This window comes from Cellulosimicrobium arenosum, from assembly GCF_014837295.1.
Lineage (GTDB): Bacteria > Actinomycetota > Actinomycetes > Actinomycetales > Cellulomonadaceae > Cellulosimicrobium > Cellulosimicrobium arenosum.
The window spans coordinates 372181-388437 of the sequence record NZ_JACYHB010000003.1; the positions used below are offsets into that span (position 1 = coordinate 372181).

The 16257-nt window shown below is 67.3% G+C and carries 12 protein-coding genes and 2 pseudogenes; 9 read left to right on the forward strand and 5 right to left on the reverse strand.

Annotated elements, in window-relative coordinates:
* Positions 1–41 precede the first annotated feature (41 nt).
* From IF651_RS06145 to IF651_RS06165, 5 genes are all read right to left on the reverse strand, one after another.
* Positions 42–578, reverse strand: a complete 537-nt coding sequence (locus IF651_RS06145) for a hypothetical protein (RefSeq protein WP_241744142.1) — start codon at positions 576–578, stop codon at positions 42–44.
* Positions 575–1693: a hypothetical protein gene (locus IF651_RS06150; protein WP_191828202.1), complete on the reverse strand. Its 1119-nt coding sequence runs from the start codon at positions 1691–1693 to the stop codon at positions 575–577. The genes IF651_RS06145 and IF651_RS06150 overlap by 4 nt, the downstream gene beginning before the upstream one ends.
* A gap of 124 nt (positions 1694–1817) precedes the next feature.
* Positions 1818–2471, reverse strand: a complete 654-nt coding sequence (locus IF651_RS06155; RefSeq protein ID WP_191828203.1) for a hypothetical protein — start codon at positions 2469–2471, stop codon at positions 1818–1820.
* A 20-nt stretch (positions 2472–2491) separates the two neighbouring features.
* The gene (locus IF651_RS06160; RefSeq protein ID WP_191828204.1) at positions 2492–4861 is read right to left on the reverse strand and encodes a hypothetical protein; all 2370 of its coding nucleotides are present in this window, start codon (positions 4859–4861) and stop codon (positions 2492–2494) included.
* A 192-nt stretch (positions 4862–5053) separates the two neighbouring features.
* Positions 5054–6247: a saccharopine dehydrogenase family protein gene (locus IF651_RS06165; protein ID WP_191828205.1), complete on the reverse strand. Its 1194-nt coding sequence runs from the start codon at positions 6245–6247 to the stop codon at positions 5054–5056.
* A 111-nt stretch (positions 6248–6358) separates the two neighbouring features.
* Here IF651_RS06165 and IF651_RS06170 point away from each other — a divergent pair, with 111 nt between their 5' ends.
* The 9 genes and pseudogenes from IF651_RS06170 to IF651_RS06205 all read left to right on the forward strand — a co-directional run bounded on the left by IF651_RS06170 (position 6359) and on the right by IF651_RS06205 (position 15919).
* Positions 6359–6499 carry a hypothetical protein gene (locus tag IF651_RS06170; protein WP_191828206.1) on the forward strand — a complete coding sequence of 47 codons (141 nt, stop codon included), beginning with the start codon at positions 6359–6361 and terminating at the stop codon, positions 6497–6499.
* A 119-nt stretch (positions 6500–6618) separates the two neighbouring features.
* Positions 6619–7896, forward strand: a complete 1278-nt coding sequence (locus IF651_RS06175; protein ID WP_191828207.1) for a carboxylesterase family protein — start codon at positions 6619–6621, stop codon at positions 7894–7896.
* Positions 7897–7958: 62 nt separating this feature from the next.
* Positions 7959–8222: pseudogene (locus tag IF651_RS18340) on the forward strand (transposase); the annotation flags it as partial.
* Between the two features lie 68 nt (positions 8223–8290).
* Entirely contained in the window at positions 8291–9448 is a 1158-nt protein-coding gene (locus tag IF651_RS06180; RefSeq protein ID WP_191828208.1) for an IS30 family transposase, read from the forward strand.
* Complete coding sequence (locus tag IF651_RS06185) at positions 9445–10338, forward strand: IS3 family transposase (protein WP_191828209.1); 894 nt, start codon at positions 9445–9447, stop codon at positions 10336–10338. The genes IF651_RS06180 and IF651_RS06185 overlap by 4 nt, the downstream gene beginning before the upstream one ends.
* Before the next feature lie 81 nt (positions 10339–10419).
* Positions 10420–11612, forward strand: a pseudogene (locus tag IF651_RS06190) (IS3 family transposase).
* Between the two features lie 156 nt (positions 11613–11768).
* Complete coding sequence (locus IF651_RS06195) at positions 11769–12800, forward strand: DNA cytosine methyltransferase (RefSeq protein ID WP_191828210.1); 1032 nt, start codon at positions 11769–11771, stop codon at positions 12798–12800.
* Entirely contained in the window at positions 12784–14733 is a 1950-nt protein-coding gene (locus IF651_RS06200; protein WP_191828211.1) for an ATP-binding protein, read from the forward strand. Before IF651_RS06195 ends, IF651_RS06200 begins: the two co-directional genes overlap by 17 nt.
* The gene (locus IF651_RS06205) at positions 14726–15919 is read left to right on the forward strand and encodes a PP_RS20740 family protein (protein WP_191828212.1); all 1194 of its coding nucleotides are present in this window, start codon (positions 14726–14728) and stop codon (positions 15917–15919) included. Before IF651_RS06200 ends, IF651_RS06205 begins: the two co-directional genes overlap by 8 nt.
* Positions 15920–16257: the final 338 nt, after the last annotated feature.

A 16257-nucleotide genomic window follows, 5' to 3' on the forward strand; every position in this document is an offset into this window, starting at 1 on the left:
ACGGCCCGGGAGGGCCGTGGTGCCGACCTGTGTGCGGACCTCTACTCGCCGAGCGTGACCAGGACGACGGTCGCATCGTCCTGGTCGAGGTAGGCCGTGGCGGTGAAGCCGGACTCCGCGAACGCGGCGTCCAGGGCCGGGCCGGTCAGGAGCGGGCCGTCGGGCAGCGAGTCCTCGAGATCGCCGACGACGGCGGGGGATCCGGTCGTCTCCTGCGGGTCCGTGTCCGCGACCAGCTGCTGCACGACGGCGGGGTCGAGCTCGACGACCGCGTCGATCCAGTAGGTGGTCGGTCCGGGGACGTCCTCGTCGCCGACCGTTCCCGAGAGCCACGTCGCGCTCACTGGCGTCCCGAGCGCGGAGAAGCGCGTCGTCAGGGGCTCGAGGTCCGTACGGACCTCACCGGTACCGTTCTTCGCAGGGGTCGCGCGGTCGGTCATGGTCGTCTCCGTGGTGCCTCGGGTGCTGGGATCGGACGGGGTCGAGCAGGCGGCGAGCGCCGCGGGGGCGAGCAGGACGAGGACCGCCGCCGTCGTGCGGGCTGTGCGACGCGGCGTCGGGCGCCGTGCTCGTGTCATCGTCCCTCCGGTGCGCCGGTGACGGTGGCCGACCCCGGGTCCCCGAGGGTCCAGGTGATCGTGCGCTCGACCGTACCGGAGCTCTCGAACGGCTGCGCCCAGCCGAGCTCGGTGAAGCGTCCGTTGACGTTGTCCGAGGTGCCCGACGCGATGTCCGACTGGTCCCGGTTGAAGTTGTAGTAGTCCTCGGCGTGGACGGTGACCTGCATCGTCACCTGGTCGCCGTGGACCTCGACGTCGGCGCTGCTCCACTGCTGGTAGGCGCCGATGGTCTTCTGCCAGTTCTCCGTCTGCGGGTACGACGACGTGGGCGACGGGTCCCCGGTGACGGAGAAGTCCGTGTTCCCTGCCGCGATCAGGTCCTCGACTCCTTGCTGCGTGCGTGCGATCTCCGCGTCGACGTTCGCGGTGATCGCCGGGTCGTCGGCGTAGGCGCTCTCGTAGTCGAACGTCATCGGGTCGCCCGAGTTCCCCAGGTAGTGCCGGTAGAACTCGCCGGCGTCCTGCAGCCCGGGGTGGAGCCGCGTGGCCTCGGCCTTGCCCCTCCACTCGATCCAGTCCCGGTAGTCGGAGGGGTCGGCGTCCTCGCTGTCGTAGACGAAGTCCTCGTCCCACTCGATGTCGGGCCTCGTCGGCGGCCCGACGACGTACGGTTCCCCACCCGCTACGCCCGGCTCGTCGCCGGGGTCGCCACTCGGACCTCCGGGTGCTCCCGGGCCCCCGGGGCCGAAGGGGAGCGGACCCATCGGGGGGACGGACATCCCGATCGGCCCGCCGCCGCCACCGCCACCGCTGCCTCCGCCCGGCCCCGGCGTGCCCGGACCGCCGCCGGAACCGCCGCCGGAGTCGGTGCTCGTGCGCTCCTGCTGGTCCGCGTTGCGGCGCAACGCCTGCGCGCCGTCGGACAGCGTCGCCGAGCACGAGCGGAGCAGCGCGACGCACTGCCCGTCCCACGCCCCGCGGAACTCGTCGCCGTCGCGACCGTGCCAGGCCGACGACGAGACGAGCGACGACAGCGACGCGGTCAGAGACGTCATCGTGTCCGCTGCGCGCTGGACGTCCTGTGCGAGAGCGCGCAGCTGCGCGACGTCTGCGCCGTACAGTCCCGGTGCCATGGGTCCCCCTCGTGGTCGGGAGAACCGTAGCGCCGCCGTGCTGCCCTGACCAGGGGAGTACTCCCCACGCCTTGTCCGTACCTGTACATACCGTCAGCGGCCCCGGGTCGGTCTTCGACGTCGGTCACGAGCTCTCGAACAACGGTGCACGCACCGGCTCTTCGGGCGGTACGTCGGGGGCCGCCGGTTCGGGGTCGAACAACCCGACAGCCACACCGGACACATCGCACGACTCCCCACCACGAGGATCACGATCAGCCACCTTCAACCGCCCGTCCTCCCGCACCACCGTCACCCTCCACGTCGACGCGCCCCGGCCGATCTGCCCATGCCGCTCGTCGAACGAGTCGATCGTGTCGAACATCCAGCTCAGGCCCAGGCTCGGCTTGCAGACCTGCACGACACCGCCCCCGTCCTCGAACTCCTCGAGGAGCTCGAGAGGTTCGAACGGGGCGGGACCCGGGTCATACGGTCGCCCTTCTCCGTCCGAGCGATACGCCCGCACCCAGGCAGCGATATGCCCTCGCGTGGCGCTCTCGGTGAGCTGCGCGATGGTGAAGTCTCCGGAGTTCCACGCCATGGTTCTCCCGATCTCGGCGGCGCGGATCGTACGTACCCGCTCGTCGTCCTCCAGCGTCGACGACGGTTCCCTGTCGTCAAGCCAGACCAGTTCCGGCGTCTCCATCACAGTCGGCGACAGATCCGTCGGCTTGGGAGCCGGAGATGGTGTCGTGCACCCCGAGACGAGCCCCATGGTGCACAAGACCAGTGCGACCACGCCTGCTCTGCGCGTGCTCCTCATCCGTCGTTCGGTCTTCCTTCCTGGTCGGTGCGACGCGTCCACGCCTTCTCGCTCACATCGAACGGTTGCGAGCCTGGCTGCGCACCCGAGAGTCGGGCGTACTCGTCGTTGACGGCCTCGGTACACGCGTCCAACCACAAGTCCTCGGTCATCGTGGGTGGCCCGGAAAGGGCGAGCGACGCGGAGAACGGCGAGGAGAGCGTTGACGGGTGTGGCGGCAACGGAACGTCGAGCAGCGCTGCGGCGACGGTCAGGTCGCCGGTCAGCTCGGCCCGGTACCGAGCGTCGATGCCCGCCTTGGTGTCGTCCTCGACGCCGGCGATCCGTTCGTTCGCTCGCGCGTCGACGCTGGTCTGCAGCGTGAGTGCGCTGAGGCCGATCCCCGCCCCCATCGCGATGGCCCACGTCGCCCCCGCCGTAGGGACCCCGCTCGCCAGGATCCCCAGCAACAGCAGCGTCGTCGCGGCGTTCGACGACGCGTCCTGCGCCGCACGGCCCACGACGTCTAGACGTGCCCAGTCCTCGGAGCCCTCGATCCGCTCCACCGCCACGGACATCAGGTTCTGCACCTCGCGCACCTGGTCCGTCACCGGGATACCTGAGACCGACGCGGCGTAGATGGACGCTCCCACAAACTCGCGGTACCCCTGCTGCAGCCGGGCTTGCCCCTCGTCGGTCAACCCGGCCGCCCCGAACATCCTTGTCACGACGTCCGGCTCGAACTGTGCCAACGGCAGCCGATCTTCAGTCCGGGCGAACTCCGGCTTTCCCGATATGACAGCGTCATCGGACGAGGCGGTTGCTTCTCTGTCGGTCCAACGAGTGTGGATCGCGACCCAGTTCGCGTTGATGACGTCTGCGAGCAGCACACACTCTGCCGCGTTCAGCTCCTCCATGCGCCACGTCGGGTTCTCGACCAGTCCAGTCAGTCCGCGCGAAGCCAGTCGGGCCGCGCGCTCCATCGCGACCAGGTCCAGCACGACCTCACCGTCCGACGCGCTCACGCCCCGCACCGATGGGTCCTGGGTCGCGGACAGCAAGGCCAGCGGCCCGTCGAACCCACCCCGGTCACCCCATGCGTACGCGCCGAACCAGTGCTCGACCCGGCCTCCGTGCGGTGCAGCGACGAGCCAGTCCGACGCCGTCTGCGGATACTGCGCCAGCGTGCGCAGGATTGCGTTCGCGGGACTTCGAGAACCTGTGTCATTCAGGACCCGGAGTCCGTGTACCTTACGCTCCGCTTCCAGCACTGCGTGCGGTCCGAGCATGTACCCGTCGGCGACCACGGGCCAACGACGGTCCAGCTCGTCCAACCGGTCCGCGACCGCGACCGCGACCTGCTCGCCCGCGTACGGTGGCCCCTCGAACAACGTCGCGAGCGTCACGATCGCCCATCCCGACGTCCTGGGGTCCTCGCTCGGGTCGATCTTCCCGAACAACCCGTCCGCGAACACCTCAGCCCGCTCGCGTCTCCACCCCGCCGACCCGACGGCGAAACCCGCACGCACTGCGCGCACCAGCTCCAGGTCCTTGCCCTGGACGTCGTCGTACTGGCCGCCGCCGCCGTCCATCAGTCCGAGCGTTCCTCGCCCGCCCAGGGCGATGAAGAACGCCGACATCACCTGCTCCTGCGTTCCGTACTCGTCGAAGAACGCCTGCAGCACCTCGTCGGTAGCCGTCGGTCCCGAGCTCACCTGCCCGGCCAACGCCTGCGCGAGCACCACCGGCGTCATCTTCCGCGGTTCGGACACTCCCGCCGCCGCGAACACCTCCCGCCGTGCGGCCCACCCCGCCGGGACCACCCCCGCCACCGTGTCCCGCAGCCGCGTGTCCAGCGCGCGGCGGCGTTCGGCCAGGCCCTGCACCTGCTCCACGAGCCCCCACAGCTCGTCCTCGAACGCCTCCACCGTCCACAACGGCGCCGGTCCTGTCGCACCCGACCCGGTCCCGCTCTCGACACCCGTCCCCACCCCGGCGAACATGCCCCGCCGCACCGTCATCCATGCCAGGTCCGCCTCGACCGGCACCCCCGCGGCCCGTGCCCGCGACTCCACGTCCTCGATCGACAGGCAGATCGCCGCGTGCTCGGCGACGAGCTCATCCACCCCGGACACGTACGCCGCCACCGCACGCCGCGCGGTGTCTGCGATCTCGTACATCTGCGTGCACCACGCCGACGTGGCCTGCACCCGCTCCGCCCACGCGTCGAACGGCGCACCCGTCCAGACCTCGGCCACCGCCTGCCCGGTCCACGTCAAACCCTGCACCAGCTCGTCCGACCGCTCCATCGCGGTCCCCAGCACCGACTCCGCACGCACCAACCCCGACAGATCGCCCTCCGCCGGGTACCCCTCACGCCACCCCATCGCCCGCCCCCATCCGCCTCGGCCTGCGCCACGAGGCCCCGGCCGTCAGACCCGCCACCTGCGCGATCCGCCGCACCCTAGCAGCGCCTCGACACGCCCTATCGGGCCTTTCCACAGGTTCGGCGGGAGGTGAGGCGGTCGACGCGGGGGGCTGACCGCGCGACAGGTTCCGCAGGTGTCGAGGTTCGGTGGCTACCGGACGACAGTCACCGTAGCGCCGGCATCGCGGCTCGCGGCGAGCAGATCGTCGAGACCGAACGCCTGCACCGGCCCGAGCGCCCCGGTGCCCCGGACGCCGCCCGCGGCGGCGCTCGTCGCGCCCCACGCGAGGAACCGAGCGGTGAGGTCGTAGGGGTCCGGCCCGTCGAGGCGCACGCGGCGCAGGAGCTCGCCCGACGGCGACCGCGCGTCCGCCAGCACGCGTGTGCGCGACGTCGCGCGGGTCGCCGCGTCCGGTCCGCCGGTCGACCCCGACGACCGTGCCCGCGCGAGGTGGCGCAGTCCCGTCCCGATGCCCGGGACACGCAGCGCCGCGGACACGACCGCCGTCGCGACGGGAGCGAGCGGCACCGCCCGGCCCGAGAGCCCGAGGACCACCTCGACGTCCTGCAGTCCGGGCGCGAGACCTGGCAGGGCGAACGGCTCGGTCCCCCCGGACGTGATCCCGCGGACGCGTCGCCCGGGACCCAGCTCGAACGTGACGACGCGCGCGGCCACCCGCTCGCTGCGCAGGCGACCGTCGCGCCACGCGTAGGACGGCTCGAGCACCGTCGCCAGCCCGCTCGCCCGCGTGCCGCCGCTCGTGGTGGCGCCCTGGGGGAAGTAGCCGATGTCCACGCGCGCCGCGGCCGCGCCCTCGTCCTGGAGCGCGACCGCGCCCGCGACGTTGCCCGGCACCCAGTCGTGCCCGAAGGCCGTCAGCAGAGCCGCGCCCGTGCGTTCCGCCCGCGGTCCGAGTTCGTCGAACACGCGCCGGATGAACGCCGGCTCGCCCGTCGAGTCGAGATAGACGGCGCCCGCGTCCACGGCGGTCTCGACCGCCGGCGCGCCGTGACGGACGAAAGGCCCGACCGTCGAGACCAGCACGTCGCCGCGCTCGACCAGCGCGCGCACGGACCGCGGGTCGTCGACGTCGGCCAGCGCGGTCTCGAGCCGGGGCCGCCGGGATCCGCCGGTGTGGTCCGTGTCGTCCGTGCCGTCCGAAATGCCGGTGGCGGCGTCGAGGTCCGCGGCGAGCGCGTCCAGCCGGTCCTGCGAGCGACCGGCGAGAACCGGGCGCGCGCCGAGCGCGACCAGCTCGTGCGCGACGAGCGCGCCGGTGTAGCCCGTCGCCCCGAGCAGGACGATACGGCCGGTCGCGGTCGTGCTGGTCGAGCTCTCGGTCATGCTGTGCAGCCTGTCCTTCTGTCGGGGAGCGCAGGTCCCGCGAGCCTACGAGGGCGGTCCGCAGCTCGCGCGCGGGTGCCCGGCTCCGGTCGGCGTGATGTGCTGGGTTGCATGGCACGCCGACGGCCCGACGACGGACGCCGCCCCGACGAGCCCCGACCCGGCCTGACCGGGATCCTGTGGTGCGTCGGGGTGATCGTCATCGTGCTGGTGGTCTCCATCGCTGCCCGGATGCTCGACGGCGGGGCGTGACCGCGCCCTCGGCTCGATGACCCGGGATGATCGCACCCTCGCTCCGAGATGTCCGGGTCGTCGACCGACAGTAGGTTGAGTCGGTCAACGATGTGATCCCTCAACGACGAGGAGCTGTCATGAAGTCGATCCGCACGGCATCGGTCGTCGCGAGCGCTGTCGTCCTCGCGCTCGTCACCGCGCTCCCCGGCAGCGCCCACGGCGGCCACGGGGGCGGTGGTCACGGACACCATCCGTTCGACCCCGGCACGGTCTCGTTCACCCTCGACGGCACGGTGCTCGACGGCGGCGAGCAGGTCACGTCCGTGACGCTCGACCTCGACCGCCTCCCGGGCATCCGGGCCGCGTCCGTGGACCCCTCCGCGTTCACCGTGCAGGCGGTGGGTCGGTTGCCGGAAGGCGTGGCCACGGGTGGTCCGTCGGACGTCGTGTTCGACGTCGACCGCACCGTGACGGACGTCGAGGTCACCCGAGGCGGCGACGTCCGGCTGTCGCTCGCGGCCGGGGCCGGTGCCGGGACGCTCCAGTACCTCCCCGAGGGCCGCAACGTGCTGCTCGACCTCGACTACACCATCGCGCAGGACGAGCCCATCGAGCTGCGCAACGGCCGCGAGGTGACGGTGGAGCGGTTCCGGCAGGGGGACCTGAGGGACCCCGAGGTCGACGCGTTCGCGCGGGGCACCACCCGCGACGGGCTGAAGTACCGCCTCTACGAGCCGGCACGGACCCGCGGGGACCGGCCGCTCGTCGTCTGGCTGCACGGCAACGGCGAGGGCGGGCTGCCCGGGGTCTACCAGAACGAGGCCCAGCTGCGAGCGAACCGCGGCGCGCTGGGGTTCACCACGCGGGAGGCCCAGCGGATCTTCGGCGGCGCGTACGTCGTCGCACCCCAGGTGCCCGACACCTGGTACAACGCCGACGAAGCCGGCTACCGGGAGCAGCTGCGCACCCTCGTGGCGGAGCTGTCGCGCACGTACGACATCGACCAGAGCCGCATCCACGTCGCCGGTGCGTCCGCCGGCGGGCTCATGTCGATCGAGCTCGTCGCCGCCTACCCGACGACGTTCGCGTCCCTTGTCTCCGTCGCGCCCGCGATCACCCTGTTCCGCGACCCGACCTACCGGACCGACGCCGAGGAGGTCTCCCGGCTCGCCGACACCCCGACGTGGTTCATCCACTCGCGCGACGACGCCACCGTGCCCTACGACCGGTCGAGCGTCTGGGCGCACGACCTGCTCCCCGACTCGCTCATCACGCTCTACGACTCCGTCGAGTGGGACGAGCAGACCTACCCCGGCCACTTCTCGTGGATCTACCTCGCGCAGAACGATCCGATGACGGCGGACGGCACGTCTGTCTGGAGGTGGATGAGCCAACAGATGCGAGAAGGGCCTTGACCCCGTGAGGTTGAATCGCCCCGGGTTCGGCGAAGGCTCTCAATCCAGGAAGGATGAGAGTCATGGCGGCACCGAAGAAGTACAGCGAGGAGTTGCGTGAGCGGGCCACGAGGATGGCGTTGGATGCGATCGCGGTCGAGGGGCAGCGGATGGTCGTGATCCGTCGGATCGCGGCCCAGCTGGACGTGCACCCGGAGGCCCTGCGCACGTGGGTCAAGCGTGCGGAGGTCGACGAGGGCAAGCGGCCGGGCACGACGAGCACGGACGCGGTCAGGATCGCGGAGCTGGAGCGGGAGAACCGTGAGCTGCGGCGGGCGAACCACATGGCGGATTCAAGCGGTCAGCGCAACGGGTCCTGTGAGATGAGGCATCCGTCGATCGCAGGAGGGTCCGCATGCAGGGCAAGCATGGTCATCTCAGTCGCGAGCAAAAGCAGTTGGCGTTGCGGCTTGATGCCAACGGCTGGCGAAGAGTCGACATTGCTCGAGAGATCGGCTGCAGCGCGCCGATGGTCGGCCTCATGGTCCGCACCGGCAGGCACCTGGATGCCACGCCGTTCGGGTGGGAGCCACGCGTCGGGCGTCTGACCATCGAGGAGCGCGAGGAGGTCCTGACTGGTCTCGCTCGCGGCGACTCCTTCACTGCCATCGCGAAGGGGTTGGGCCGGGCAGTGTCGACCATCAGTCGCGAGGTCAAGCGGGGCGGCGGGCGCGAGCGGTACTCAGCGTGGCATGCGCACGCGCACGCGCGTGAGCAGACGCGGCGGCCGAAGTCGTTCAAGCTCGCTGCTGGCCCGCTCTTCGACGAGGTTGCTACAAGGCTGAAGGACCTCTGGTCGCCTCAGGAGATCGCAGCGCGCCTACGGTTGGAGCATCCCGATGCCCCGGAGATGCACGTGAGCTACGAGACGATCTACCAATCGCTGTTCGTGCAGGGCCGAGGCGAGTTGCGCCGCGAGCTCGCACGCTGCTTGCGGTCTGGTCGCTGCGCGCGGAAGGCCCGCGGAACCACCGACGGTCGCGGCCGGATCCCGGGCATGACAATGATCAGCGAACGTCCCGCCGAAGCCGACGACCGCGCGGTCCCTGGCCACTGGGAAGGCGACCTCATCCTCGGCGAGGGAAGCCGGAGCGCCGTCGGCACCCTCGTCGAACGAACCACTCGCCTCACCCTCTTGCTGCACCTGCCAAACGGGAAGAGCGCCGAGCAGGTCGAGACCGCGATGCGAACCGCAATCACCAAGCTGCCGTCATCGCTGGCGCGCACGATCACCTGGGACCAGGGCGCGGAGATGTCGAACCACGCTGTGTTCACGACCGCGACCGGGATCCCGATCTACTTCTGCGATCCCCACTCGCCATGGCAGCGCGGCAGCAACGAGAACACCAACGGCCTGCTGCGCCAGTACCTCCCGAAGGGCTCCGACCTCAGCGTCATCGGCCCCGAGGAGCTCGTCGCAATTCAGGACAGCCTGAACGGCCGGCCGCGGAAGACGCTGGGCTATCTGACACCATCAGAGAAGTTCGCAGAGCTCCTTGCGCCCACCGCTTGAATCTGCCCACCGGCGCGCAGATCGCTCCGAGCACGTACTACGCGACCAGGTCCAGGAAGCCGTCCGCACGGGCGGTGCGGGATTCCGAGCTGGTTCCGGCGATCCGTCAGGTGCACAAGGCGAACCTGGGCGTCTACGGGGCCAGGAAGGTCTGGGGCGAGCTGAACCGGCAGGGCACGCCCGTGGCGCGGTGCACCGTCGAGCGGCTGATGCGGTCTGAAGGGCTGCGCGGCATCCCGAGGGAGAAGACGACCCGCACCACCCATAGCAAGGACGCGGAGACAGCGCGGCCGGCGGACCTCGTCGAGCGGGAGTTCGTCGCCGACGCGCCGAACCGGTTGTGGGTCGCGGACATCACCTACGTGCGCACGCACGCGGGGTGGGTCTACGCGGCGTTCGTGCTGGACGTGTTCTCCCGTTACGTCGTGGGCTGGCAGGTGTCTACGTCGCTGCGCACCGACCTTGCGCTGGACGCCCTGGACATGGGCCTGTGGGCACGCCGCCGGGCCGGGCAGGACGCCTCGGGTCTGACGCACCACTCGGACCGCGAAGTCCAATCTCGAGCGGTCCGCTACACCGAGCGGCTCGCCGAAGCAGAGGCCGTCGCCTCGGTCGGATCCAAGGGCGACTCCTACGACAACGCGATGGCCGAGGCGTTCAACTCGCTGTTCAAGGCCGAGTGCATCCGCAACCCCGTCATGCGCCCGCACGGCGGCTGGAAGTCCGTCACCGACGTCGAGCTCGCAGTGGCCGAGTACATCGACTGGTTCAACCACCGACGCCTGCACGGCGAGCTCGGACTCGTCCCACCGGCCGAGCACGAGCACACGTTCTGGGAGCACGACTACGCTCCAGACACCCCGGTCGAAGTCACGGCCGGAGCCAGATAACCGAGCCTCCGCCGAAGCCGGGGCGATTCAGGTGACACGCTGATTCCGGGTCTGGCCCGGAGGAAGCGAGAAGATCTGGTCGTGGCCAGGACGACGTACTCGGCGGAGTTCCGTCGTGATGCTGTCGAACTGTATCGCTCGACGCTGACTGCCACGGTCGCGGGGATCGCCGGAGACCTGGGGGTCATGAATGCGACGTTGTCGGGTTGGTTCAAGGCGCCGGGGGTGCCGATCCGTGGCCAGTCCTGCCCGCCGACGAGCACCCGGCCGGAGGATGAGACACCCGCGTAAGAACTGGCCCGGCTGCGGGCACGGGTCGCCGAGCTCGAGGGCGAGACGGCCAAGCTGTCGACCGAGCGGGAGATCCTGCGTGCGGCGGCGAAGTATTTCGCTGGGGAGACGAACTGGTGAGCCGCTTCCAGTTCGCCGCCTACCACCGGGACACCTTCGAGGTGAAGCGGCTGTGCCAGGTGATCGGGATCGCCCGGTCCTCGTTCTACAAATGGCTGGCGGCCGCGCCCGCTCGTGCCGCGCGGGCAGCCGACGACGAGGCCCTGGCCAAGCGGATCCGCGCGATACATGACCAGGACCGCGCCTGCGGGGCGCCACGGATCACCGCCGAGTTCAACGACGGCGTCGAGGTTGACCAGCGGGTCAACCACAAGCGTGTGGCACGGGTGATGCGTGAACGCCACATCGTCGGGATCCGGCTGCGGCGGCGGGTGCGCATCACGGTGCCCGATCCTGACGCGCAGGTCATGCCCGACCTTCTCGAACTGGACTTCACGCCACGGAGCAGAACAGCAAGTACGTCGGTGACATTACCTACCTGCCCTGCGGGGACGGGAAGTTTGTCTACCTAGCGACCGTGATCGCCTGCTTCTCGCGGCGCCTGGTCGGCTGGTCGATCGCGGACCAAATGCGCACCGACCTGGTCACCGACGTACTGGAAGCCGCGGCCGCCGCGCGCGGCAAGCTGGACTGGGCGGTCATGCACACCGACCACGGCGGACAACGCGATGACCGAGTCGCTCAACGCGACACTCAAACGCGAGACCTCGCCGGCGCACACGGCTGACCCGACCCGACCACCGTACGCCGGGAAGTCTCCGCGTGGATCACCCGCTACAACACCCGCCGCCGACACCTCGACCTGCGGACACCGCAGCCCCATCGCCTACGAGACCGCCGACTACGCAGCTACGCTGACGCTCGCCGCGTGGAGCCACCCGCGTGTCCACCATCAGGGGTCAGGGCCCTCCTTCCTGGATTGAGAGCCTCCGACCCGAACCCGGGGCAATTCAGTACGGTGAGCCTCGCGGGCTGTGTCGCCGACCAACGGTATGCTCACGCTGGGTCCGTCTGTGCGCGGGCCTGGAGGTCGTCACGGATGCGATTCCTCCCCGCCGCAATCGATGTTGGGAGACAGGATGGCGTTGCCGAAGATCGTCAGCCTGTTCTCCGGCGCCGGGGGTCTCGACCTAGGTTACCGCGATGCGGGCTTCCCTCTGGCGTTCGCCGTGGACAGTTCGGAGTGGGCGATAAAAACTCACAAACGAAACTTCAAGAACACCACCTCGATCGCCGCTGACCTTATTGACCTGAAGCCGGCCGGAGTTCTGGAAAAGCTCGCTGGCGTCCTCACGGATGGAGAACCGATCGGTGTTATTGGCGGCCCCCCTTGCCAGGGGTTCTCGCGTGCCAACCCGGCCGCCCTCGCATCGGACCCGCGAAACAGGCTTCCTATTCTATATCTGGAAATAGTCGCGGAGTTGCAGAAAAGATACGACGTACGTTTTGTCCTCTTTGAGAACGTGCTCGGCATTAAAGACGTTAAGCACGAAACCGCCTTTACAGGCATTCTTGAAAAGTTCAAGCAACTCGGGTTTGTAGAGAGAGTTGATGAGTATTGTGCACTCGACTTCGAGGTCCCACAGAACAGAAATCGGGTCATTATATCCGCTTTCACGTCTGTCGAGGCGGGGAGTGGTTTCTCCCCACAAAAGACGCCTCGCGAGAATCTCGACGTAAGAACCGCTATCGGGGGATTTCCAGAACCGATGTACTTCGCTCGCGGACTGACGGCCGCGGACATCCCGCATCACCCGAACCACTGGACCATGCAGCCCGTTTCAAAGCGGTTTAGCGACCCTGATAAAACGATGACTAGCACACGGAGTTTCCGGCGTCTTAGTTGGGACGACCCGAGCCCTACAGTCGCTTACGGCCATCGCGAGATTCACGTGCACCCGGACGGTCATCGCCGCCTGAGCATCTATGAGGCCATGAGGCTTCAAGGCTTTCCGCCCGAGTTCGTTCTTGAAGGCCCGCTATCGGCTCAGGTGGAGCAGGTTTCGAACGCAGTACCGCCACCGCTTGCGCAAGCTCTCGCCGAGGCCACGATTCGCGCACTAGCAAAAACCGATACGGCATCCAGGGCTGACGATGAACGCGTTGCGTAACCGCGATCAGGAGCTAGCCGATCAGCTCCGCCACGTGACGAGGCAGGCCGATTCGATCGAGTCGGTGCTGACCACCAACGACCGCGTCATCGCGCGTGTGACAGACGGCATTTACCGCCAACCGGGATCGGCGATCAGGGAGTTGATCGCGAACGCATACGACGCCGACGCCACCTGGGTGTCGGTCAAAACTGATGCGCCGAAGTTCAGCCGTATCACCATCGAGGACAACGGCACGGGAATGACACCTGATGCTGTCATTCACCTGCTTCACAACATTGGCGGTAGTGCGAAGCGCACCGAGCAGGGCCAAGACCTTGGAATCGCGTCCGAGGGCGATCCCACAATAAGTCCAGGTGGGCGCAAGTTGATCGGGAAGCTCGGCATCGGAATCTTTTCCGTGTCGCAGCTTACGCACAGCTTCCAGATCATCACGAAGACCGAAGGTGATCCCTACCGCACCGTCGTCCTAGTGAACTTGCAACAGTTTGCAGATGAGCCAGCTGATGGTGACGAAACTGAGTTTAAAGCCGGCACCTATCAAGTATGGCGAGAGCCAACTGACGACGCCGACGCTCAAGGGACAACCATCGTGCTAACGGCGATCAGGCCTCAGACCAGAGACAGCCTGTGCAGTGAGCAGCTTTGGAAGGCCATCGACCACCCGATCAGTGCTGAAGCAGAAGCGAAGTCGCTCTCGACCGTCCCGCTCTTCCACATCGGGCGCCTCGACGACTCCGACCTCCACGTTGAAAACCGCAAGGGCAAGTTGCGCAGCCTGCCCTGGGACGACCAAGATGACCCTGAGGTCGCCTTCAAGAGCATGGTCGACAGCGTCTGGTCCTCCGTCCAAGGCCGAACCACCGTCAAGCTCACGGACATTTTCGATACGTACCTCCAGATGCTCTGGAACCTCGCCCTTGCATTGCCACTCCCGTACGTAGAAGAGAACATCCTAGAAGAGGACGTCGCTGACGACTGGGCGTATTTCTACAAACTCTCGAATAGCGGCAATGGGTCCGCACAGAAGCTGACGAGCGACTCGGGCGCGACTACCGTCCGCGAGCTCGCGGGGTTGTCCCGCCCTGACGACAGGGAGGACGAGTTCCGTGTGCTCTTCGACGGCGTGCAGCTCAGCAGGCCCCTCAAGTTCCGCGGACTGCCTACGACTCAACATGCGCTAAAGAAGCCAATGGTCTTCGTCGGATCGCTGCGTGAAGACTTCAGTGGATTCGATCGTGACGTCAGTGCGGGTCCGCTTGAATTTGAGGCCTACCTGTTCTGGACGCCGAAGGTCGCTCCAACGGAACATCAAGGCGCGCTCGTCCGTATCCACGGCGCCAGTGGCACGCTGTTCGACTCGACATTCTTCAACTACCAGGTCGCGGAGCTAACACGTCTGAGGCAGATCACTTGCGAGATTTTCGTCAAGCAGGGTCTGGAAGCGGCCTTGAATATCGACCGCGAAAGCTTCAATACGGCCCATCCGCATACAGTTCTCCTCACCCGCTGGGTGCACAGTGCTCTGCGACAGCTCGCCACGGCGCAGAAGCGTGAAGCACAGCAGTTGCGTGGCGAAACCCGCGACTCGACAAGGCGCGACACTGAGGACCGGATCACACGAATCATCGAATCCGCGAACGACCTCAGGACAGACGGCGAGGGAGTCGTTCCAAACGTTCGCTTTACGCGACCCGGTGATAGACCGGCACCGAGGTACGAGGGCATCACTCAGTCGTTCGATCTCAACCGGATTCTCGAGGAGATACCCGACGCGCGGGATGCGGCACCCAAGTCTGACAGCCTGCGCAAGCTTGAAGCGATCACGAAGGTGCTCTCGGTGTACGGAGTCCTGGATCAGCTATCGCCAAAGGAGCAGGACAACCTGCTTGGTTCCATTCTCGGAATCCTGGAAGCCGAGAACCTTGGCTGAGGAGACCGCTGCCGGATCGGCAGAAGACGACCTCAGCGCGCTGCTCGGCGAGGGCCCGGTGCCATTCCCCGGAAGAGCTGAACGCGATTTCCAGCCTTGGCACAGGCCCCGGAAGCAGTACGTGCGTTCGTTACAGTGGTCACGAGAGCTGGGCTTCCTTGCCCGAGATCTTGGTCTCGACAGCGAGCTGCGCTACCTCACACTTCCAGGCAACGACCTTCTTGATATCCGACATCTCGCTAAGTCGGTGTGCATGCCACGTGGACTCCGCCTCAGGTACCTCGGATTCAATACCGCGGCCTTCCCGTCCGACGAGGGTCAATCAGGACTCAATTCTGCGCAGTTCTCAATCAACAGACTTGAACATATAGACCCGGAGTCCCAAGTCTTTCCCGGCGACTTCCGGGAGGTTGGAGACACGCGATCAATTCCGTGGCAGCGCGTCCGTAGCGCTGGTCCCTTCCATGCCATCAACCTTGATCTGTGTGGTGGGTTCGCTGGCCGGGAGAAGGCGGAAGGTATCCCGAACTATTTCGCTGCGCTGCAAGCCTTGCTCCAGAATCAGAGAAGTTCAGATCAGGACTTTCTTCTGTTCATTACGACGCGCATGGACGACGACAGCATCGACACAGATGTCAAGGCGTCACTTAACGAGGTCGCGCAGAGCATCCATGACACGTGCGCGGCATACGCCGCTGAGTTTGCATCGGCTTGGGGGCTGGTGGCAGACGGCCAGCCCTTACGGCTGCCTGAGCTGGTCGGCTCCGCCGAGGCATTCATGCTCGGACTGACCCAGTGGATAGTCTCGCAAGGTGTCACCCACGGACTAAAGGCCTCGGTCCGGAACTTCATGACTTACCGCACAGGTTCGGAGAACGGCGACGACGACATCGTGTCGTTGGCGATCCGGTTCAAGCCAAACCCGTTTGTTCAGCCCGACGCTCAAGGGCTGGTCAAGACAGTGGGCGTCGAGTCTTCGGCGGAGAAGAAGGTTTGCGAACAGTCAGCGATCATTCCGAAGCGTGTCAGCAAACGCGTTCTGGTCGATGAAGTACTTGGAACGCAAGCGCAAGAGTTTGAGCGGTGCGTGAACGAGGCAACTGATCTGCTCGCCGCGACAGGGTACGACGCGAGCGCGTACCGTGAATGGGTACTTCAGGATCCGGACCGGTATGCGACGGCGTAAGCGTGCGGCCGCGCAATCACTGCTGGTCTTTTGAGGTCGCTGACCACCAGTACGATATGGTCACCCACGATCGAAGGGTCCTTGAATCGACCCGGGTTCGGCGGAGGCTCTCAATCCAGGAAGGATGAGAGCCAGGGTCTGCCCCCGGTTTGGTTGACACCTGAACTGTGAGGATTCTGTCCTCGCTGGAAGGATGTCCCCGTGGCAAAGCGGCTCATCCGATCTGAGGGTGTAGCCGTGGTCTGAAGCCGCCGGCCTCGAGCAGGGATCGTGCGATGTAGTGGGTCAGGTTGCGGAAGCCGAGGGCGGAGCCGCGCAGGTGCTCGAGCCGGCCGTTG

Coding starts and splice junctions, on each gene's coding strand:
- IF651_RS06145 (WP_241744142.1), bottom strand. CDS start 578: ATGACACGAGCACGGCGCCCGACGCCGCGTCGCACAGCCCGCACGACG.
- IF651_RS06150 (WP_191828202.1), bottom strand. CDS start 1,693: ATGGCACCGGGACTGTACGGCGCAGACGTCGCGCAGCTGCGCGCTCTC.
- IF651_RS06160 (WP_191828204.1), bottom strand. CDS start 4,861: ATGGGGTGGCGTGAGGGGTACCCGGCGGAGGGCGATCTGTCGGGGTTG.
- IF651_RS06165 (WP_191828205.1), bottom strand. CDS start 6,247: ATGACCGAGAGCTCGACCAGCACGACCGCGACCGGCCGTATCGTCCTG.
- IF651_RS06170 (WP_191828206.1), top strand. CDS start 6,359: ATGGCACGCCGACGGCCCGACGACGGACGCCGCCCCGACGAGCCCCGA.
- IF651_RS06175 (WP_191828207.1), top strand. CDS start 6,619: ATGAAGTCGATCCGCACGGCATCGGTCGTCGCGAGCGCTGTCGTCCTC.
- IF651_RS06180 (WP_191828208.1), top strand. CDS start 8,291: ATGCAGGGCAAGCATGGTCATCTCAGTCGCGAGCAAAAGCAGTTGGCG.
- IF651_RS06195 (WP_191828210.1), top strand. CDS start 11,769: ATGGCGTTGCCGAAGATCGTCAGCCTGTTCTCCGGCGCCGGGGGTCTC.
- IF651_RS06200 (WP_191828211.1), top strand. CDS start 12,784: ATGAACGCGTTGCGTAACCGCGATCAGGAGCTAGCCGATCAGCTCCGC.